This window comes from Pseudomonas sp. JS425 (assembly GCF_018223845.1).
In the GTDB taxonomy this organism is placed as follows: Bacteria; Pseudomonadota; Gammaproteobacteria; order Pseudomonadales; family Pseudomonadaceae; genus Aquipseudomonas; species Aquipseudomonas asiatica.
On sequence record NZ_CP073661.1, the window covers coordinates 1,475,289 to 1,491,649 of the forward strand.

14 protein-coding genes are annotated in these 16,361 nt (G+C 55.3%); 8 read left to right on the forward strand and 6 right to left on the reverse strand.

What is annotated here, in order from left to right:
* Positions 1 to 12 precede the first annotated feature (12 nt).
* A complete protein-coding gene (locus KDB76_RS06725) occupies positions 13 to 1,485 on the reverse strand; it encodes an NAD-dependent succinate-semialdehyde dehydrogenase (RefSeq protein WP_038408829.1) in 1,473 nt (490 codons plus the stop codon).
* A 259-nt stretch (positions 1,486 to 1,744) separates the two neighbouring features.
* Positions 1,745 to 2,740: a N(2)-acetyl-L-2,4-diaminobutanoate deacetylase DoeB gene (doeB, locus tag KDB76_RS06730; RefSeq protein WP_038408831.1), complete on the reverse strand. Its 996-nt coding sequence runs from the start codon at positions 2,738 to 2,740 to the stop codon at positions 1,745 to 1,747.
* A 202-nt stretch (positions 2,741 to 2,942) separates the two neighbouring features.
* Between doeB and KDB76_RS06735 the strand changes: the two genes are divergently transcribed.
* Complete coding sequence (locus KDB76_RS06735) at positions 2,943 to 3,410, forward strand: Lrp/AsnC family transcriptional regulator (RefSeq protein WP_038408833.1); 468 nt, start codon at positions 2,943 to 2,945, stop codon at positions 3,408 to 3,410.
* Between the two features lie 50 nt (positions 3,411 to 3,460).
* Here the strand turns inward: KDB76_RS06735 and ehuA are convergent, their stop codons facing one another.
* From ehuA to ehuB, 4 genes are all read right to left on the reverse strand, one after another.
* Positions 3,461 to 4,228, reverse strand: a complete 768-nt coding sequence (gene ehuA / locus KDB76_RS06740) for an ectoine/hydroxyectoine ABC transporter ATP-binding protein EhuA (protein ID WP_038408834.1) — start codon at positions 4,226 to 4,228, stop codon at positions 3,461 to 3,463.
* Between the two features lie 98 nt (positions 4,229 to 4,326).
* Positions 4,327 to 4,983 carry an ectoine/hydroxyectoine ABC transporter permease subunit EhuD gene (gene ehuD, locus KDB76_RS06745; protein ID WP_038408836.1) on the reverse strand — a complete coding sequence of 219 codons (657 nt, stop codon included), beginning with the start codon at positions 4,981 to 4,983 and terminating at the stop codon, positions 4,327 to 4,329.
* Entirely contained in the window at positions 4,983 to 5,639 is a 657-nt protein-coding gene (gene ehuC / locus KDB76_RS06750; RefSeq protein WP_038408838.1) for an ectoine/hydroxyectoine ABC transporter permease subunit EhuC, read from the reverse strand. The genes ehuD and ehuC overlap by 1 nt, the downstream gene beginning before the upstream one ends.
* A gap of 70 nt (positions 5,640 to 5,709) precedes the next feature.
* Positions 5,710 to 6,564, reverse strand: coding sequence for an ectoine/hydroxyectoine ABC transporter substrate-binding protein EhuB (gene ehuB, locus KDB76_RS06755; RefSeq protein WP_049870801.1), 855 nt, complete (start codon positions 6,562 to 6,564; stop codon positions 5,710 to 5,712).
* A 246-nt stretch (positions 6,565 to 6,810) separates the two neighbouring features.
* Here ehuB and KDB76_RS06760 point away from each other — a divergent pair, with 246 nt between their 5' ends.
* The 7 genes from KDB76_RS06760 (at position 6,811) to istB (ending at position 16,091) form a co-directional block, all read left to right on the forward strand.
* Entirely contained in the window at positions 6,811 to 8,208 is a 1,398-nt protein-coding gene (locus KDB76_RS06760; protein WP_038410349.1) for a PLP-dependent aminotransferase family protein, read from the forward strand.
* A gap of 106 nt (positions 8,209 to 8,314) precedes the next feature.
* On the forward strand, positions 8,315 to 9,307 hold the full coding sequence (eutB, locus tag KDB76_RS06765) for a hydroxyectoine utilization dehydratase EutB (protein WP_038408840.1): 993 nt from the start codon (positions 8,315 to 8,317) through the stop codon (positions 9,305 to 9,307).
* 11 nt (positions 9,308 to 9,318) lie between these two features.
* Positions 9,319 to 10,311: an ectoine utilization protein EutC gene (gene eutC, locus KDB76_RS06770; RefSeq protein WP_038408842.1), complete on the forward strand. Its 993-nt coding sequence runs from the start codon at positions 9,319 to 9,321 to the stop codon at positions 10,309 to 10,311.
* Between the two features lie 49 nt (positions 10,312 to 10,360).
* Positions 10,361 to 11,551 carry an ectoine hydrolase DoeA gene (gene doeA, locus KDB76_RS06775; RefSeq protein WP_038408844.1) on the forward strand — a complete coding sequence of 397 codons (1,191 nt, stop codon included), beginning with the start codon at positions 10,361 to 10,363 and terminating at the stop codon, positions 11,549 to 11,551.
* A gap of 503 nt (positions 11,552 to 12,054) precedes the next feature.
* Complete coding sequence (locus tag KDB76_RS06780) at positions 12,055 to 13,341, forward strand: MFS transporter (protein WP_196996910.1); 1,287 nt, start codon at positions 12,055 to 12,057, stop codon at positions 13,339 to 13,341.
* Between the two features lie 462 nt (positions 13,342 to 13,803).
* Positions 13,804 to 15,318: an IS21 family transposase gene (gene istA, locus KDB76_RS06785; protein ID WP_038408847.1), complete on the forward strand. Its 1,515-nt coding sequence runs from the start codon at positions 13,804 to 13,806 to the stop codon at positions 15,316 to 15,318.
* 17 nt (positions 15,319 to 15,335) lie between these two features.
* A complete protein-coding gene (gene istB / locus KDB76_RS06790; RefSeq protein WP_038408850.1) occupies positions 15,336 to 16,091 on the forward strand; it encodes an IS21-like element helper ATPase IstB in 756 nt (251 codons plus the stop codon).
* The last annotated feature ends 270 nt before the right edge of the window (positions 16,092 to 16,361 follow it).

Genomic DNA, 16,361 nt, shown 5'->3' on the forward strand with positions numbered 1-16,361 from the left:
CTCTTGTGATTTTTACAGACCGCCGATGCAGACGTATTTCAGTTCCATGTACTCAGCCAAACCGTGCTTCGAGCCTTCACGGCCCAAGCCCGATTGCTTCCAGCCGCCAAACGGGATTGGTGCGCCGGTGAACTTCGGAGTGTTGAGTGCGACCATGCCGTACTCGAGTCGGTCAGATACTCGGCAGGCACGACGAAGGTCGTTGGTGTACACGTAGGCAGCGAGGCCGAACTCGGTGTTGTTGGCCCTGGTCACTACTTCATCTTCGGAATCGAAGGGCAGGATTGCCGCCACGGGGCCGAAGGTCTCTTCGAAAGCGATGTCCATTTTGTCCGTGACGTCAGCCAGAACAGTCGGAAGGACGAAGCTGCTACCCAAGTGATTGTCGATACCGCCGCAGGTGAGTTTTGCACCCAGCGAGAGAGCATTCGAAATCTGCTCTCGGCACTTGTTGGCAACCGTTACCCTAGTCATTGGGCCGATATCGACGCCCTCTTCAAGGCCATGGCCAACGCGTAACTTCTCGGTGGCCTTGGTGAATTCCTCTACGAATTGACCGTAGATGTTGCGATGCACATAGATGCGATTCGCGCCCAGGCAATCTTGACCTGAGGTTGCGAACTTGGCGCCAATGCAGCCTTCGACAGCTTCAGCAATCGAGGCATCGTCGAACACAATGAACGGAGCATGGCCACCCAGTTCAAGGGATACTTTCTTGACCGTATCCGCAGACTGACGCAGCAGAATCCGACCAACCTCTGTGGAACCGGTGAAACTGAACGCACGGACTGCGGAGGCGGCCAAGAGACGAGCCGACATCTTCGGTGCATCCCCGGTCAGCACCTGGAACACACCAGCAGGAATACCAGCCTCTTCAGCCAACCGTGCTAGAGCCAGGGCAGACAGCGGAGTTTCAGGCGCCGGCTTGACGATCATCGGGCATCCAGCCGCCAGTGCAGCAGCAGCCTTGCGGGTGATCATGGCGCTGGGGAAGTTCCAGGGCGTGATGGCCACGGTTACACCAATCGGCTGCAGCTTAGTGACCAACTGGCTGTTCGGGAGATGGCTTGGAATTGTCTCGCCGTAGCAACGCTCACCCTCTGCCGCAAACCACTCGACAAAGTTCGCGCCGTAATTGATCTCTCCGCGTGATTCGCTGAGCGGCTTACCTTGCTCGCAGGTCATGATGATCGCCAAGTCTTCTTGGTTCTCACGCATCAGTGCTGCCCATTTACGAAGGACTGCACCGCGCTGTGCCGGCAAGGTGTTCCGCCAACCATCGAAGGCACGCGAAGCGGCTTCGACGGCCAGATCTACCCAGGACTCGTCGCAATGGGCTACCTGCGCGATCACCTGGTCATTAGCTGGATCAGTGACGTCGAGCGAGCCCTCGCCAGTAACCCAGCGCCCATCAATGTAGGCCCGAGTTTCAAGCAGGTCATTACGACGAAGCTTATTGAGGGCGGAGGGCGCAAGATCTTTCATTTTTATATGCCTCGAAGAGATAAAGCTGATGTTCGACGAGGATCATTCTATGTCTGGCTTGGCGCTGGAAATGTGAGTATTCCAACCCGTGCGCGCAGTAATGCTGTGATGTTTTCACATTCGCGCAGCTTTCCTGCGTCATTTCTCAGAGATGCGATTTCAGGTCTGTAGGTGCATATAAAACGGTTGGAACAAAACCAATTCTGTGTAGAAAAACAAAAAAGGCTGCACTTGGCAGCCTTGTTGGAGGGGCAAATGTTTAAGAAATTTTCTCAGCCAGAACTGCGATTGTGTCACCGCACTGCACGAGCCCCGGGAAGTGACGGCAGGCAAGGAGGCCGTCACGTTGGGCCTTGTATTCGGTAGGTGCCACACCTGTTCTTGTGACGTCGTACACTCGAGCAATCACATCGCCTTTGGAGACCTGATCGCCCAGATTGAAGCAGTATTCAATGAGCCCGGCATGCTCGCTCGCAATGAAGCAATTGTCGTCAGGCATATCCAGGAAGATGCTGTCCTGAGCAATATCAAGATCACCCATAACCGCGCCTGCATGAATCAGGAAGTTTCGTACCCCACGCTCTGCAATTTGAATAGTGGTGGCGCTAGCCGTGCCCCCACCACCAAGCTCGGTTGTAACAAAAATTTTGCCAGCTTCTTCGACAGCCGTATCAAACATGCCCACGCTATCGATCTCCAGCATTTTCATGCTGTAAGGTGCCGCGAAAGCATCCATTGCGCGTTCGCCTTTCTGCTGCTGCAGCTTGTCCGGCAGAATATGAACAGCGGCAAATGGAATGAAATCCAGAGTCTTGCCGCCAGAGTGGATATCAAGGACGTAATCCGCCAATGGCAGCAAGTGTCGCTGGATATAGTCAGCAATTTTTTCCGTAACTGTCCCGTCAGCCTTACCTGGGAAGGTACGATTCAGGTTCCCGCGATCAATCGGAGAGGTTCTGGAGGCGTTTTTAAAAGCAGGATAGTTCATGAAGGGCAAAATAATGATTCGCCCTCTGACTGTCTCAATGTCCAATTGATTAGCCAGCTTGGTGAGTGCAATCGGGCCTTCATACTCGTCGCCATGATTGCCGCCAGTGAGGAGCACAGTCGGGCCGATCCCGTTTTTCATGACGGTGATAGGAATCATGATCGCGCCCCACGCAGAGTCATCACGTGAGTAAGGCAGCTTCAAGAACCCGTGCGACACCCCTTGTTGGTCGAAGTCGATAGTTGGCTTGATGGGACTAGGTTTCATTGCATATTCCTTATTTGTTTGTCGTTCAAGTAGGCTAAGGCTCAGCGCAGCGGCTATGACTCGACCCAACAGGTGTAACCAGTGCGTAGGGGTGGTGCACTACTCGCATTGGCATTTAGCTTTGTTGGCTGACGTATCTGATGTACACTCAGCTAACGCAACTGACTCATTTTCATCAAGTATTAGTAGGGGTGAGAAACTCATGGAGCTTGATAGGATTGACTTACGAATTTTAAGTGCCTTGCAAGTCAACAACAGGCTCACCTCTGAAGAGCTTGGTGATTTGGTCGGTTTATCTTCCACGGCCTGCCAGCGCAGGCTTAAGCGCCTGCGCAGCGAAGGGGTCATCGAGAGCGACGTCTCCATCATCAACCCTAAAGCGGTTGGAAGACATGTCACCATGCTGGTGCTGGTCACTTTGGAACGAGAGCGCTCAGACATTATCGATAAGTTCAAGCAGGCCATTAAAAATACCCCTGAGGTCATGAGCGGATCCTATGTCACGGGTGATGCTGACTTTGTACTCCTCGTAACCTCAAAGGATATGGAGGACTACGAGAACTTCACCCGAAGGTTCTTCTACGAAAACAATGACATCAAGAGTTTCAAAACAATGGTCGTGATGGATCGGGTAAAGGCCGGATTCACACTTCCAATTGATGATGCTTAGCACCTCTTGGCTCTTCAGGAGGGCTACTCCTGAAGAGCCAGCAGAAATTCTTAATTTGCTTCTCTAACGGCGCTCAGAAAACTGCGGGTACGCTCTTCCTGGGGGTTCTCGAACAGTTGGCCTGGAGCACCTTGTTCATGAATTCGACCCTTGTAGAAGAAGCAAACGCGATCCGCAAACTCCCGAGCAAAGCCCATTTGGTGAGTAACCATAAGCATGGTCAGCTTATGCTCGCTTCCAAGTCGACGGATGACGTTAAGGACTTCACCGCAGAGTTCCGGGTCGAGCGCCGAGGTGACCTCGTCGAAAAGCATGACCTTTGGTCTCATGGCTAGGGCCCGTGCTATCGCGACCCGCTGCTGCTGGCCACCAGACAGTTGCGAAGGGTAATGATCGAGCTTGGCGCCCAGTCCAACCATTTCAAGCAACTGCACGGCGCGATCCCTGGCTTCAGCTGGTTTTACACCCAGGACATGGACGGGGGCCTCAGTGACGTTTTCCAGCGCAGTACGGTGGGGAAAGAGGTTGAACCCTTGGAATACCATTCCTATTTTGCCCCGGACAGCACGCACGTGCTTCGCGTCGGCTGGAACCAGCTTTCCATTCCTTCCTTGCATGTGAGTCAGCGACTCGCCTTCGACCAGGATGCTTCCCTCATCGATTCCCTCAAGGGTCATCAGCACTCGGAGCAGCGTCGACTTACCTGACCCGCTGGGGCCAATGATGGCGACTTTTTCGCCTGCCGAAACATCCAGTTCCAGGCCGTCCAAGACAGTGAAGTTGCCATATCGCTTGGTTACGTTTCGGAAGCTAACCATGGGCTTGTCAATGGCCGGTGACGAAGTTGCACCTGAACTGACACCTGTCAAAATTTCGCTTGGAGCTATCTGAATGGTGGAAACAGGAGAAGTGGTCATTATTTTTGCTCCAAGCGCGCTTCAACGCGGCGTACCATATAAGCTAGAACAATACTCAGAACAAGGAAGAACACGCCTACCATGGTGATGGGCTCAAGATATCGGAATGTCTCAGAGCCGATGTTCTTTGCTTGCTGCATGATCTCAACGACAGTGATAGCTGAAAGCACAGGTGTATCTTTCAGCATCGCAACCAGGTAGTTGCCAACCGGTGGTAAAATCGGGCGAAGAGCTTGGGGTAAAATGATGTTTCGATAGGCAAGCGAAGGACTCATGTTGAGTGCTGTCACTGCCTCCCATTGCCCTCGTGGAACCGAATCGAGTCCGCTTCGATATACCTCTGCCAGATAGCAGGCGTAGTGTAGACCAATGCCTAGCACGCCTACTTGCATTGCTGTCAGGCTAACGCCGTAGTTAGGCAGAACATAATAAAGAAAATAAACTTGGATCAGTAAAGGTGTACTGCGGATAAATTCGATCACCCCACCTATTGGCCAAGAGATCCATATTCTTGCGCTGCGTCTGCCAATGGCGAGGAACAGCCCAAGAACGATAGCGATTGCAAAACCCAGCAATGTGACGCCGATTGTGTTAAGAGCTGCCCGGAACAATTCGGGCAAGAGCTGTATTGCATAGTTCCAGTCGAAGAAATTCATCACAGGCTCCCTTGGACACGACCACGGGCCAGATGTCGCTCTAAACGCCGCATTGCCAAGTTAATCGCTTGGGCCATTACGAAGTACATGAGCAGCGCAAGGGCGAAGACCTTGAGAGTCTCAAATGTAGCCTGATCGAGTTGGCGCGCCCTGAAGCTCAAATCTGCAAGCGTTATAAGGGAAACAAGGGATGTGTTTTTCAACAGCTCGATCAGCAGATTAGTTCCAGGCCCCATCGCTGCGAGCAGGGCTTGCGGAAAGATGATGCGACGAAAGCGTGTGAATGGGCCAAAGTTAAGTGCTGTGCAAGCTTCATATTGACCTTTAGCTACCGAATTAATCGCGCCGCGCATTATCTCTGCACCATAAGCGCCGATATGTAGCCCAAGGCCAACGATTGCGACGGTATAGGGGCTAAGCTCGAGGTTGAATGGAGGAAGCGGAAGGACGAAGAAAAGCCAGAACAGCTGAACGAGCAGCGACGTACCCCGGAATATCTCAATGTAGACGACGCAAAACCAGCGCAGCGGCCTCCATGTCGACATTTTGCCGAGTGCCGCCAGGGTCGCTGCAACGATGGCCAGGAGAGATCCGAAGAAGGTGACCTGCAGGGTAACCCATGCGCCCTGGAGCATAAGTGGTAGTAAATCTGCCATTTGACTCTACCTCACGTTAAATCAGCCAAAGGCGCGGCAGTGGATTTGACGCGCCGATTTGGATGCAGGGTTACTGCCCGCAGAGCTCCGCAGCTGTTTTCGTAGTGAGGTTGCTCTTGTCGAATCCGAATGGCGCCACTGTTTTCAGGTGTTCTTCACTACCGAGCCATTTCTTGAGCTGGGCATTGACCTGGTCACGAAGCTCCTTGTCTTCCGGTCTGAAGGCCAAGGCACCGTAGCCGATATGGGAAGGGTCATCTTTGAAGTCGGTCATGGCCTCTACCGAATCACCGCCTTTGGCCGCGAGCCCTTTCATCGTGAGCTGTGTGCCTACAGCAGCATCTGCCCGCTTGGCACGAACTGCCTGCAGCTGAGCCGTGGTATCTGGAACCTGGAGGATTTGTTCGTCTTTCACGCCAGAGTCACGGGCGTACTGGAGCTCCACGGTGCCCGCCATAATGGCCAGCTTCACCTCTGGGTTCTTTGCGACATCTTCGTAGCTGAACAGCTTCTTGGGATTGCCTTTCGGCACCAGGAGCGCGTCAGGGAGCTGGTAGTGAGGGTCGGTGAACAAGACCTGCTTGCAGCGGGCTGGAGTGATGTACATGCCGGCTGCGATAGCATCGAAACGACCAGCTCGCAGGCCAGGAATCAGCGATCCCCATTCGGTGAGTACACCATTGACGTCCTTGATCCCCAACTGCTTGAAAATCGCGGTGGCGATTTCAGGCGACTCGCCCGTGACTTTTCCATCGGTTCCGGTATAGGCGAAAGGCGTTTCGTTGGCATAGCCAATCCGAACACTGCCCTGCTCTTTGAGAGAGTCGAGGGTTGTAGCTGCGTGTGCGGATACGGCGATGCTCGCAATGGCACACGCCAGGGTCAGGCGTTGAGCGACTGCGGAAAGCGAAGTGACCAAGTTCATCAAAAATCTCCCTCTATTGTAATTGGCCCGCGTGGCGCGGAGTTTTGGGCAGATAGAAGATCACGCTGCAGCGCCGCTATTTTTGGAATTGATAGCGGTAGCTTGAAGAAGACCCAAGCCTTCCTCGGAAGCGTGAGATGAGCATACAAAAGGCTTTCCGTGACGAGCATTGCACTAGGACAATTGATCTCAACATGTTGTAACGTCCATGCTGTAGGCCGTGGCTTAGGAGCAAGCATAGCGATGATGGAAAAATGGCGGGAAGCGGTTGAGCACGCCCGTGGCGGCGAGTCCAAGTACAAGATTCTTGTCCAAGCGATCAGCTCGGACATCGAACAGCATAAGCTGGCGGATGATCAGCGCCTGCCACCTCAACGGCAGGTTGCCGATGCCTTGGGGATAAGTGTCCAAACCGTGACCAACGCCTACAAGGAACTCGAGCGCCAAGGGCTAGTAAGGTGCGAAGTGGGTCGCGGGAGTTTCGTTTCTCGGCGAATGAGTGACCGTGTAGCAAGCTACATTCTCGATGCTCCCGAGCGCGCACTCGTCGATCTATCCACCGCCCGAATCATTCACACCCCAGAGCATGACAGGTACTGGCGAGAAACATGTGCCGAGCTTGCTAATGAGGTCGATCAAAGCTGGATCCGGCTGTGCCGACCTGTAGCGGGGTTCGATGCTCATCGTGATGCCGCCTGCCATTGGCTTGGGCGCCTTGGCTTGGCGGGGCTGGCTCGAGAAGATGTGTTGATCACAAATGGGGCAGCTCACGGTCTATTTCTGGCGCTGGCCTCCCTTGCAGGCCCTGATGACCTGGTGCTCTGTGAAGGCATGACCGATCACGGTGTTATTGGGAACTCTCAAGTCCTCGGTTTCAATCTGAAAGGCCTAGACACTGATCGTGACGGGATCGATCCCGAGCACTTTGAGGACATATGCAGCAACGAGCGCGTTACGGCCCTGGTATGCACGCCGAACCTTAATAACCCGACCAGCGCGTTGATGCCCAATAGCCGTAGGAAAGAGATAGCCTCCATCGCTCGTCGCTTCGGTGTCCACATCATTGAGGATGACGTCTATGGCCCCCTACTTAACCAGTACGAAGGCCCTCCAATCAGCTCATATGCCCCCGAGCTCTCGTTTTACTGCACCAGCATGACGAAGTCAGTTCTGACAGGGCTACGCATTGGGTTCCTTAAAGTACCTAAACGACTGGCGCTGCGAACAGAAAGCATCCTCCGCGTGACGAGCTGGATGGCTGCCCCCATGCTTGCCGAGGTCGCCGCACGGTGGATTATGGATGGGAGGGCGGACACATTGATCCAATTGCAGCGAAGGCTCCTGGAGACACGCCAGAAGCTGGTAGCAGATGAGATGGGGGACTACCTCTATTGCCATCGCCCTCATTCGTTAAACGCTTGGCTGAATGTGCCAGCACATTGGGACGTTTCCAGCCTGGTGCGCACGCTTCGACAACAGCATATTGCGGTTACGTCACCGGAGCCGTTCACCGTTCGGGGGGTGACCCCAGCACGCGGCATCCGGCTTTGCATCGGCGCTGAAACGAGTGAAAGCGAGCTATCCCAGGCCCTGAAAACCATGCGGATGACTTTTGAACAATACCCAGGAGTCCATGACTTCTGACCGTTTGACACAAATCTGAAAAAACGCCACCGGATTGCCCTAGTACATTCATTATGACAATCAGCGGCTCGTAGACTCCGAAAAAACAATCGTTCGGTGGTCTACCATGCCGGCAGTGACAGTTCGAGAGGCCCTCATCGCCCGGGAGCGCATTAAGCACCTGGTGCGCGAAACGCGAATGGAGCTCTCTCCAAGCCTCTCCGACTTCATGAGAGTGCCCGTGTACCTCAAGCTGGAATGCCACCAGGCGACTGGTAGCTTCAAGCTGAGAGGGGCCACGAACGCGATTGCGGGCCTTACCTCTCAACAGCGTGCTCTGGGAGTAGTCACCGCTTCTACGGGCAATCATGGTCGTGCCCTTTCCTATGCCGCAGCTGCCGCCGGCGTTCGCGCTACCGTGTGCCTTTCAAGACTTGTCCCTTCTAACAAGGTGGCTGCGATTCGTGCGCTGGGCGCCGCTGTCCAGGTGGTTGGTAACTCTCAAGACGATGCTCAGTTCGAAGCTGCCCGTCTCGCTCAAGAAGAGGGCCTTACCTTCATCCCTCCTTTCGATCACCAGGATGTAATTGCAGGCCAAGCCACTTTGGGCCTGGAGATCGCTGAGCAGCTTCCTTCCGTTTCGCAGGTACTCATACCTCTGTCGGGTGGAGGACTTTTCTCCGGCGTGTCCTTGGCTCTTAAGGCACTACTTCCCCAGGTGAAAACACATGGTGTGAGCATGAGGCTTGGCGCAGCAATGGCACAGAGCCTCGAGGCTGGAAAGCCCGTGAATGTTGAAGAAGTAGCCACGCTGGCCGACTCGCTCGGTGGCGGAGTTGGACTGCGAAACCAGTACACATTTGAGCTCACCCGTCGACTCATCGACCGCGTGATTTTGCTCAATGAAGGCTCAATCGCGGATGCGATGCTCCATGCCTACTTAGAAGAACGGCTCGTCATTGAGGGAGCAGGAGCGGTAGGTATTGCAGCTCTGCTTACCAGGCAGGTTGAAGCTCAAGGGCCAATCGTGATCGTCGTGAGCGGTGGGAATGTCGACATGGCCCAACACCAACGCATCATCCTGGAAGCTGTGCGCGACCGCCGCCCAGCACGTGCTTGAAGAGGTGCCACGTGAGCGAAGTCCTTCTGCTTAACCAACGCGAAATTCGTGAGTGCGTAACGCTCGATACAGACAGTATCGATGTAGTGGAAAACGCATTTGCATCGCTGGCCAGAGGCAAGGTGGTCATGCCGCCAATCCTCCGGTTAGACATCTCCGAGCACAATGGTGAGGTGGACGTCAAAACCGCTTACCTGCCAGACCTTGAGAATTTCGCTATCAAGGTCAGTCCAGGCTTCTTCAACAATCCTGGTCTAGGCCTACCAAGTCTGAACGGCATGATGATGCTGCTCTCTGGACGCACTGGACTTCTCCAAGCGCTCCTACTCGACAACGGATACCTCACTGCCGTTAGGACAGCAGCTGCTGGGGCTGTGGCTGCACGTTGGCTCGCCCGCCAGGACAGTGAAGAGGTTGCCCTTCTTGGTGCAGGTGAACAGGCCGAGCTTCAACTCAAAGCGCTGCTTCTTGTACGGGATATCAAGCGAGTACGGGTATGGGCTAGGAGTGCCGCAAAAGCGCAGCAATTGGCCTTGCAGCTATCGAGCGTCTACGGCCTGGAAGCCACTGCCGCAGAGTCGGTCGATGAAGCAATGTCGAGCGCTGACATTGCAGTCACCTGCACGCCGAGCAATCAGCCAATTTTACATCGCAGGCACTTGCGGCCTGGTCTCCATATCACGGCTATGGGGGCAGACACCGAACACAAAAACGAGGTTGCTCCTGAGGTAATAGCAGCAGTCGATCACTACGTTGCGGATCGAGTCAGCCAGACGGCAACACTCGGAGAACTCCATCACGCGATCAACGCTGGTGTTGCACAAGACCCTCGTGTGTACGCCGAACTGGGTCAGGTGATCCTTGGAGATCGTGTCGGAAGGTTGACTCCAACCGACGTAACTCTTTGCGATCTCACCGGCACAGGCGTTCAGGACACAGCGATTGCCAACCTGGCTTTTTCCAGAGCAATCAGCACAGGCAAAGGCTTGCTCTACAACAACTGAATCACCAGGCAACACAATAAAACCATACCCCAATCATGAGGGATCGATCATGTCTGAAATTGTTGTGAACCTTCCGTTTACACGGGAGGAGTACGCCCAGCGTATCGCCAAAGTCCGTGCAGAAATGCAGGCTAGGAACATCGAGCTGCTGCTGGTTACTGACCCTTCGAACATGGCTTGGCTGACCGGCTACGACGGTTGGTCGTTCTACGTCCACCAGTGCGTACTGCTGGCCATGGAAGGTGAGCCTGTTTGGTATGGCCGTAACCAGGACGCTAACGGCGCTCGACGTACAGTCTTCATGAAGCAAGACAATATTGTCGGCTACCCCGATATCTACGTTCAGTCGACTGAACGTCACCCAATGGACTACCTCTGCAAAGAGGTGATCCAGGCGCGTGGCTGGGATTCGCTCACTATCGGCGTTGAGCTGGACAACTACTACTTCAGCGCTGCGGCATACTTGGCACTGCAGCAGCATCTGCCAAAGGCCAAGTTCCTTAACGCGAACGCGCTCGTAAACTGGCAGCGTGCGGTGAAGTCCCAGCAAGAAATTTCCTACATGCGTGTGGCTGCCCGAATCGTCGAGAAGATGCATGACCGCATCTTGGAGCGTATTGAGCCCGGCATGCGGAAGAACGAGCTGGTTGCAGATATCTATGCCAGTGGCATTCTCGGTGTCGATGGCTATGGCGGGGACTACCCGGCCATCGTGCCGCTACTTCCTACCGGAGCAGACGCCAGCGCCCCACACCTGACCTGGGATGACTCTCCATTCAAGGTCGGCGCCGGCACCTTCTTCGAAATCGCCGGCTGCTACAAGCGCTATCACTGCCCGCTGTCCCGAACTGTTTACCTGGGCAAGCCACCGCAGCATTTCATCGACGGTGAGAAAGCAGTCGTCGAAGGTATCGCTGCCGGCCTCGAGGCCGCCAAGCCTGGCAACACCACTGGTGATATCGCACGTGCCTTCTTCGGCGTGCTTGAGAAGTTCGATATCCACAAGGACAGCCGTTGCGGTTACCCAATCGGTATCAGCTATCCACCAGATTGGGGCGAGCGCACCATGAGCCTGCGCCCGAGCGACAACAGCGTGCTCAAACCTGGTATGACCTTCCACTTCATGCCTGGCCTATGGATGGATGATTGGGGGCTCGAGATCACCGAGAGCATCCTGATCACTGATACTGGGGTCGAGACGTTCTGCTCAACTCCTCGCAAACTCTTCGTCAAGGACTGACGAAAAGTTTGCAAGTCGCTGGAGCTATAGTGCCACGGCTATTTTCAGCGACAATGTGATGGTGCTTTAAAAGCACCATCACTCCAGCCACTTCTATGTTTACAAAAAAGCACACAACCTTAAAGAGGTTGAAAATTGATTGTTCCCCAGGAACGAGCACAACCTGTGCCTAACGCCTGAAATTTATCAAGGACGACGTTGGATAAGAGTAGTACACCATACTGGGCTGGTGGCGTAGACCTCCTGCTCAAGCGCTAAAAGACAGATAACAAAAAAAGGTGACAACATGCCCCGCAGCGACTTCTTGCATAACTGCCAACTATTATCGAAATCAAAGAGCGGCTTCGCGATAAAGCGCAGATCAGCAGTTGGTCATTTGGCCATGTGCATTCAAGCCTGACTAGCCAGTTCGTCTTACCTAAGAAAAGTGGTAAATTATGTCTATTAGTACGCATCCAGCTTCAACCATTTCTTCGAGCACATTAAAAAGTTCGAGCACGAGCATGCCTCGCAAAGCCGTGGTCGCCGCTGCATTAGGCAACGCAACGGAATGGTTCGATTACGGAATCTATGCTTACGGGCTCACCTTCATCTCAGCTGCCTTGTTTCCTGGCTCTCAATCTGAAGCCCTTTACTTCGGCCTAGCAACATTCGCTATCTCGTTCCTCATTCGACCCCTTGGCGGGATGTTTTGGGGGCCACTAGGTGACCGAATTGGCCGCAAGCGCGTGCTGGCCATGACTGTCCTCATGATGTCTGTAGCAACATTTATTATTGGCATCCTGCCTACTTATCAATCGGTAGGCTGGATAGCACCTGTAGCGCTTATCGCGCTGAGGCTCATCCAAGGTTTCTCAACTGGCGGTGAGTACGGTGGAGCAGCTACTTTTCTAGCGGAATACGCGCCTGACAAGCGGCGAGGTTTTTACGGTAGCTTCCTGGAGTTTGGCTCCCTCGCTGGTTTTTCACTCGGCGCTTTGGTGACCTTGAGCGTATCGGTCGCCATTGGAGATGCCGCCATGTACGAGTGGGGGTGGCGCGTTCCATTCCTGATCGCAGCTCCACTGGGCGTCATCGCAGTCTATTTGCGCACCAGGATCGAAGACACCCCTGTGTTTCTAGAACTCGAAAAGAAGATGGCAAGCGAGCCTGCTCGACCCAAAACTTCTATTTCTGAAATTTTCGGGAAGTACAAGAAGGCAGCATTGTCGCTAGGTGTACTGGTAGCAGCACTCAACATCACTTATTACATTCTGCTGGCATACATGCCTACTTATATGCACAAGGAAGTCGGAGCAAGCGAAAACATGTCATTGCTTGCACCCCTGGTTGGCATGTTGGTTATGATGATGTTCGTACCATTGGCGGGGCGAATCTCAGATGTGGTTGGCTTCAAAAAGATGTGGTTCTTCTCGCTTATAGGCCTATTCATTTTAGCGATTCCCATGTTCAAGCTAATGTCCACAGGGCTGACGGGGTCAGTGATAGGATTTGCAGTGCTAGGAGCGTTTTTTGTCCCTCAGCTTGCCACCATTTCCGCTATGTTCCCGGCAATGTTTCCAACGCAAATCCGGTATGCGGCGCTGGCCATTGTTTACAATATTTCGGCGTCTATTTTTGGCGGTACAACACCACTGGTATGCGATCAAATTATTAAATTCCTCGGCTCACCTGACGCACCTGCCTACTACATTATGGTTGCATCAGCACTTGGGATTATTGCATTGTTCTTTGTGATCGAGACAAAAGGCTGCTCGATTCGCGGGGATGGAATCCCTGGGGCAAAGTAACCTAATAGGTAGATGATATAGAGCCTGGGTGCAAATCTGCACCTAGGCTGTTGCGAAGCTACAATCCTCCGGGCAAGCCGACTGGCTACGTCCACCTAAGCAGCAGCGCGCCACCCTTCCTTTTTATTCTTATCACGCCGCTTGGCATTTGGCCCTGATAGCAGGTGTATTCGTTATCTCTTGCCCTAATCGAAGTCGTGCGGTATTTCGCAGTTTATCAACGAAAAAAGTTCAAAGCGCGCAGGAATTGAATACTGCTTGCGGATTCCACGCTGACTCGGACACCCATTCCACGCACATCCGGACAGTGATTCCACGCTGATCCGGACACTCATTCCACGAGCATCCGGACACCGATTCCACGGCCATCCGGACACTTTCCAGGCAGGCAGCTACGCAGGATTTATTCACTACCATCGACCTCTTTTTCGAAGCAGAGAGGTCGTCGTGGAGCGTTTGTCCATGCGTAAAATCCGTGAGGTGTTGCGCCTCAAGTTCGATTGCGGGCTGTCTGTCCGTAAGATCTCCCGCAGTCTGGGCATAGGCCACAGCAGTGCCGGTGATTACCTCTGTCGCTTTGCCGCCAGCGGTCTAGCCTGGCCCTGCTCGTTGTCCGATTCCGAACTGGAACAGCAACTGTTCCCACTGGCCCCTGCGGTGCCCAGTGAGCAGCGGCCACTGCCTGATTGGTCTTGGGTGCACGCCGAGCTGCGTCGCCCCGGCGTGACCCTGGCGCTGCTCTGGCAGGAGTATCGCCTGAGCCAGCCGCAGGGTTTTCAGTACAGCTGGTTCTGCGAGCACTACCGGGCCTGGCAGGGCAAGCTGGACGTGGTGATGCGCCAGGAACATCGCGTCGGCGAGAAGTTGTTCGTCGACTACGCCGGGCAGACGGTGCCGGTGATCGACCGGCACAGCGGCGAGATCCGCCAGGCGCAGGTGTTCGTCGCGGTGCTCGGCGCCTCCAGCTACACCTTCGCCGAAGCCACCTGGTCGCAGCAGCTGCCGGACTGGCTGGGCTCGCATACCCGCTGCTTCGCCTTCCTCGGGGGCGTGCCGGAGATCGTGGTGCCGGACAACCTGCGCAGCGCGGTGAGTAAGAGCCATCGCTACGAGCCGGACATCAACCCGAGCTACCGCGATCTGGCCGAGCACTATGGCGTGGCGGTGGTGCCGGCGCGGGCGCGTAAGCCGCGCGACAAGGCTAAGGCCGAGGTCGGCGTGCAGGTGGTCGAGCGCTGGATCCTCGCCGCGCTGAGGAACCGCCAGTTCTTCTCCTTGAACGAACTCAACAGCGCCATCGCCTTATTGCTGGAGCGCCTCAACCGACGACCGTTTCGCAAGCTGCCGGGCTCCCGGCACTCGGCCTTCGAAGCCCTGGATCGTCCGGTGCTGCGGCCGCTGCCGGAGCAACCCTACGTGTATGCCGAGTGGAAGAAGGCGCGTGTGCACATCGACTACCACGTCGAGGTTGATGGGCACTACTACTCGGTGCCGTACCAACTGGTGAAGAAACAACTGGAAGTACGCCTGACAGCGCGCACGGTGGAGTGCTTCCACGCCAATCAGCGGGTGGCCAGCCATCTTCGCTCACCGCACAAGGGCCGGCACAGCACACAGGCCGAGCACATGCCCAAGAGCCATCGCGAGCACGCCGAGTGGACGCCACAACGGCTGATCCGCTGGGCTGAGCAGACCGGGCCGAACACGGCCGGCGTGATCAGCCACATCCTCGAACGGCGCATCCACCCAACCCAAGGCTACCGGGCCTGCCTGGGCATCCTGCGCCTGGGCAAGACCCATGGCGAAGTGCGCTTGGAGTTGGCCTGCCGTCGCGCCCTCAGCCTCGGTGCGTGCAGCTACAAGAGCCTCGAATCGATCCTGCGCCAGGGTTTGGAAAGCCTGCCGTTGGCTCAAGCCAACCTGCCCCTGCTGCCGGACGACCACGCCAATCTGCGCGGCCCCGGCTACTACCACTGAACACAAGGAATCCCACCATGCTGCCCCATCCGACCCTGGACAAGCTCCAGACCCTGCGCCTGACCGGCATGCTCAAGGCACTCGCCGAGCAACTGAAAACCCCCGACATCGACAGCCTGAGCTTCGTGGAACGCCTCGGCCTGCTGGTCGACCGCGAACTGACCGAACGCGACGACAAGCGCCTCAGCAGCCGCCTGCGTCAGGCCCGGCTCAAGCACAACGCCTGCCTCGAAGACATCGACTACCGCAGCCCGCGCGGACTCGACAAGGCGCTGATCCTCCAGCTGAGCAGCGGTCAGTGGTTACGCGACGGACTCAACCTGATCATCAACGGGCCCACCGGCGTGGGTAAAACCTGGCTGGCCTGCGCCCTGGCACACCAGGCCTGCCGAGAGGGTTACAGCGTGCGTTACCTGCGCTTGCCGCGCCTGTTGGAAGAGTTGGGCCTAGCCCATGGCGACGGGCGCTTCGCCAAGCTGATGAGCGGCTATGCCAAGACCGACCTGCTGATCCTTGATGACTGGGGCCTGGCCCCGTTCACCGCCGAACAGCGCCGCGACATGCTGGAGCTACTGGACGACCGCTACGGCCAGCGCTCGACCCTCGTGACCAGCCAAATGCCCGTGGACAACTGGCACGAACTGATCGGCGATCCAACCCTGGCCGATGCCATCCTCGACCGCCTGGTGCACAACGCCTACCGGATCAACCTCAAGGGCGAGTCGATGAGAAAGCGGGTGAAGAAATTGACGGCGCCGGGCGCCTCAGACTAACAATGCAACCCCTGCGTCGCTGCGCTCCGACTGCCTGTCCGAATGATCGTGGAACAGGTGTCCGGATCAGCGTGGGCTGAGTGTCCGAATGGCGTGGAATCCGCATACTGCTGTCATCTCTTGCGCGTCATAACGCAGTATTTAATCAATCACATAGCTACCAGCAACACAATCCACTGGAGTGACGAAAAATCATCCGAAATATTGCCTATGCTCTTCAGCGGTTTTAAGATTTTTATCTGAGCTACGTTATTTTTTCAGCGAAATTCA

Excerpts from the sequence above, each read along its gene's own strand:
- KDB76_RS06735 (WP_038408833.1), top strand. The coding sequence starts at position 2,943 with ATGGAGCTTGATAGGATTGACTTACGAATTTTAAGTGCCTTGCAAGTC.
- istA (WP_038408847.1), top strand. The coding sequence starts at position 13,804 with ATGCGTAAAATCCGTGAGGTGTTGCGCCTCAAGTTCGATTGCGGGCTG.
- doeB (WP_038408831.1), bottom strand. The coding sequence starts at position 2,740 with ATGAAACCTAGTCCCATCAAGCCAACTATCGACTTCGACCAACAAGGG.
- KDB76_RS06725 (WP_038408829.1), bottom strand. The coding sequence starts at position 1,485 with ATGAAAGATCTTGCGCCCTCCGCCCTCAATAAGCTTCGTCGTAATGAC.
- istB (WP_038408850.1), top strand. The coding sequence starts at position 15,336 with ATGCTGCCCCATCCGACCCTGGACAAGCTCCAGACCCTGCGCCTGACC.
- eutB (WP_038408840.1), top strand. The coding sequence starts at position 8,315 with ATGCCGGCAGTGACAGTTCGAGAGGCCCTCATCGCCCGGGAGCGCATT.
- KDB76_RS06760 (WP_038410349.1), top strand. The coding sequence starts at position 6,811 with ATGGAAAAATGGCGGGAAGCGGTTGAGCACGCCCGTGGCGGCGAGTCC.
- ehuA (WP_038408834.1), bottom strand. The coding sequence starts at position 4,228 with ATGGTTAGCTTCCGAAACGTAACCAAGCGATATGGCAACTTCACTGTC.
- doeA (WP_038408844.1), top strand. The coding sequence starts at position 10,361 with ATGTCTGAAATTGTTGTGAACCTTCCGTTTACACGGGAGGAGTACGCC.
- KDB76_RS06780 (WP_196996910.1), top strand. The coding sequence starts at position 12,055 with ATGCCTCGCAAAGCCGTGGTCGCCGCTGCATTAGGCAACGCAACGGAA.
- ehuB (WP_049870801.1), bottom strand. The coding sequence starts at position 6,564 with ATGAACTTGGTCACTTCGCTTTCCGCAGTCGCTCAACGCCTGACCCTG.
- ehuD (WP_038408836.1), bottom strand. The coding sequence starts at position 4,983 with ATGAATTTCTTCGACTGGAACTATGCAATACAGCTCTTGCCCGAATTG.
- ehuC (WP_038408838.1), bottom strand. The coding sequence starts at position 5,639 with ATGGCAGATTTACTACCACTTATGCTCCAGGGCGCATGGGTTACCCTG.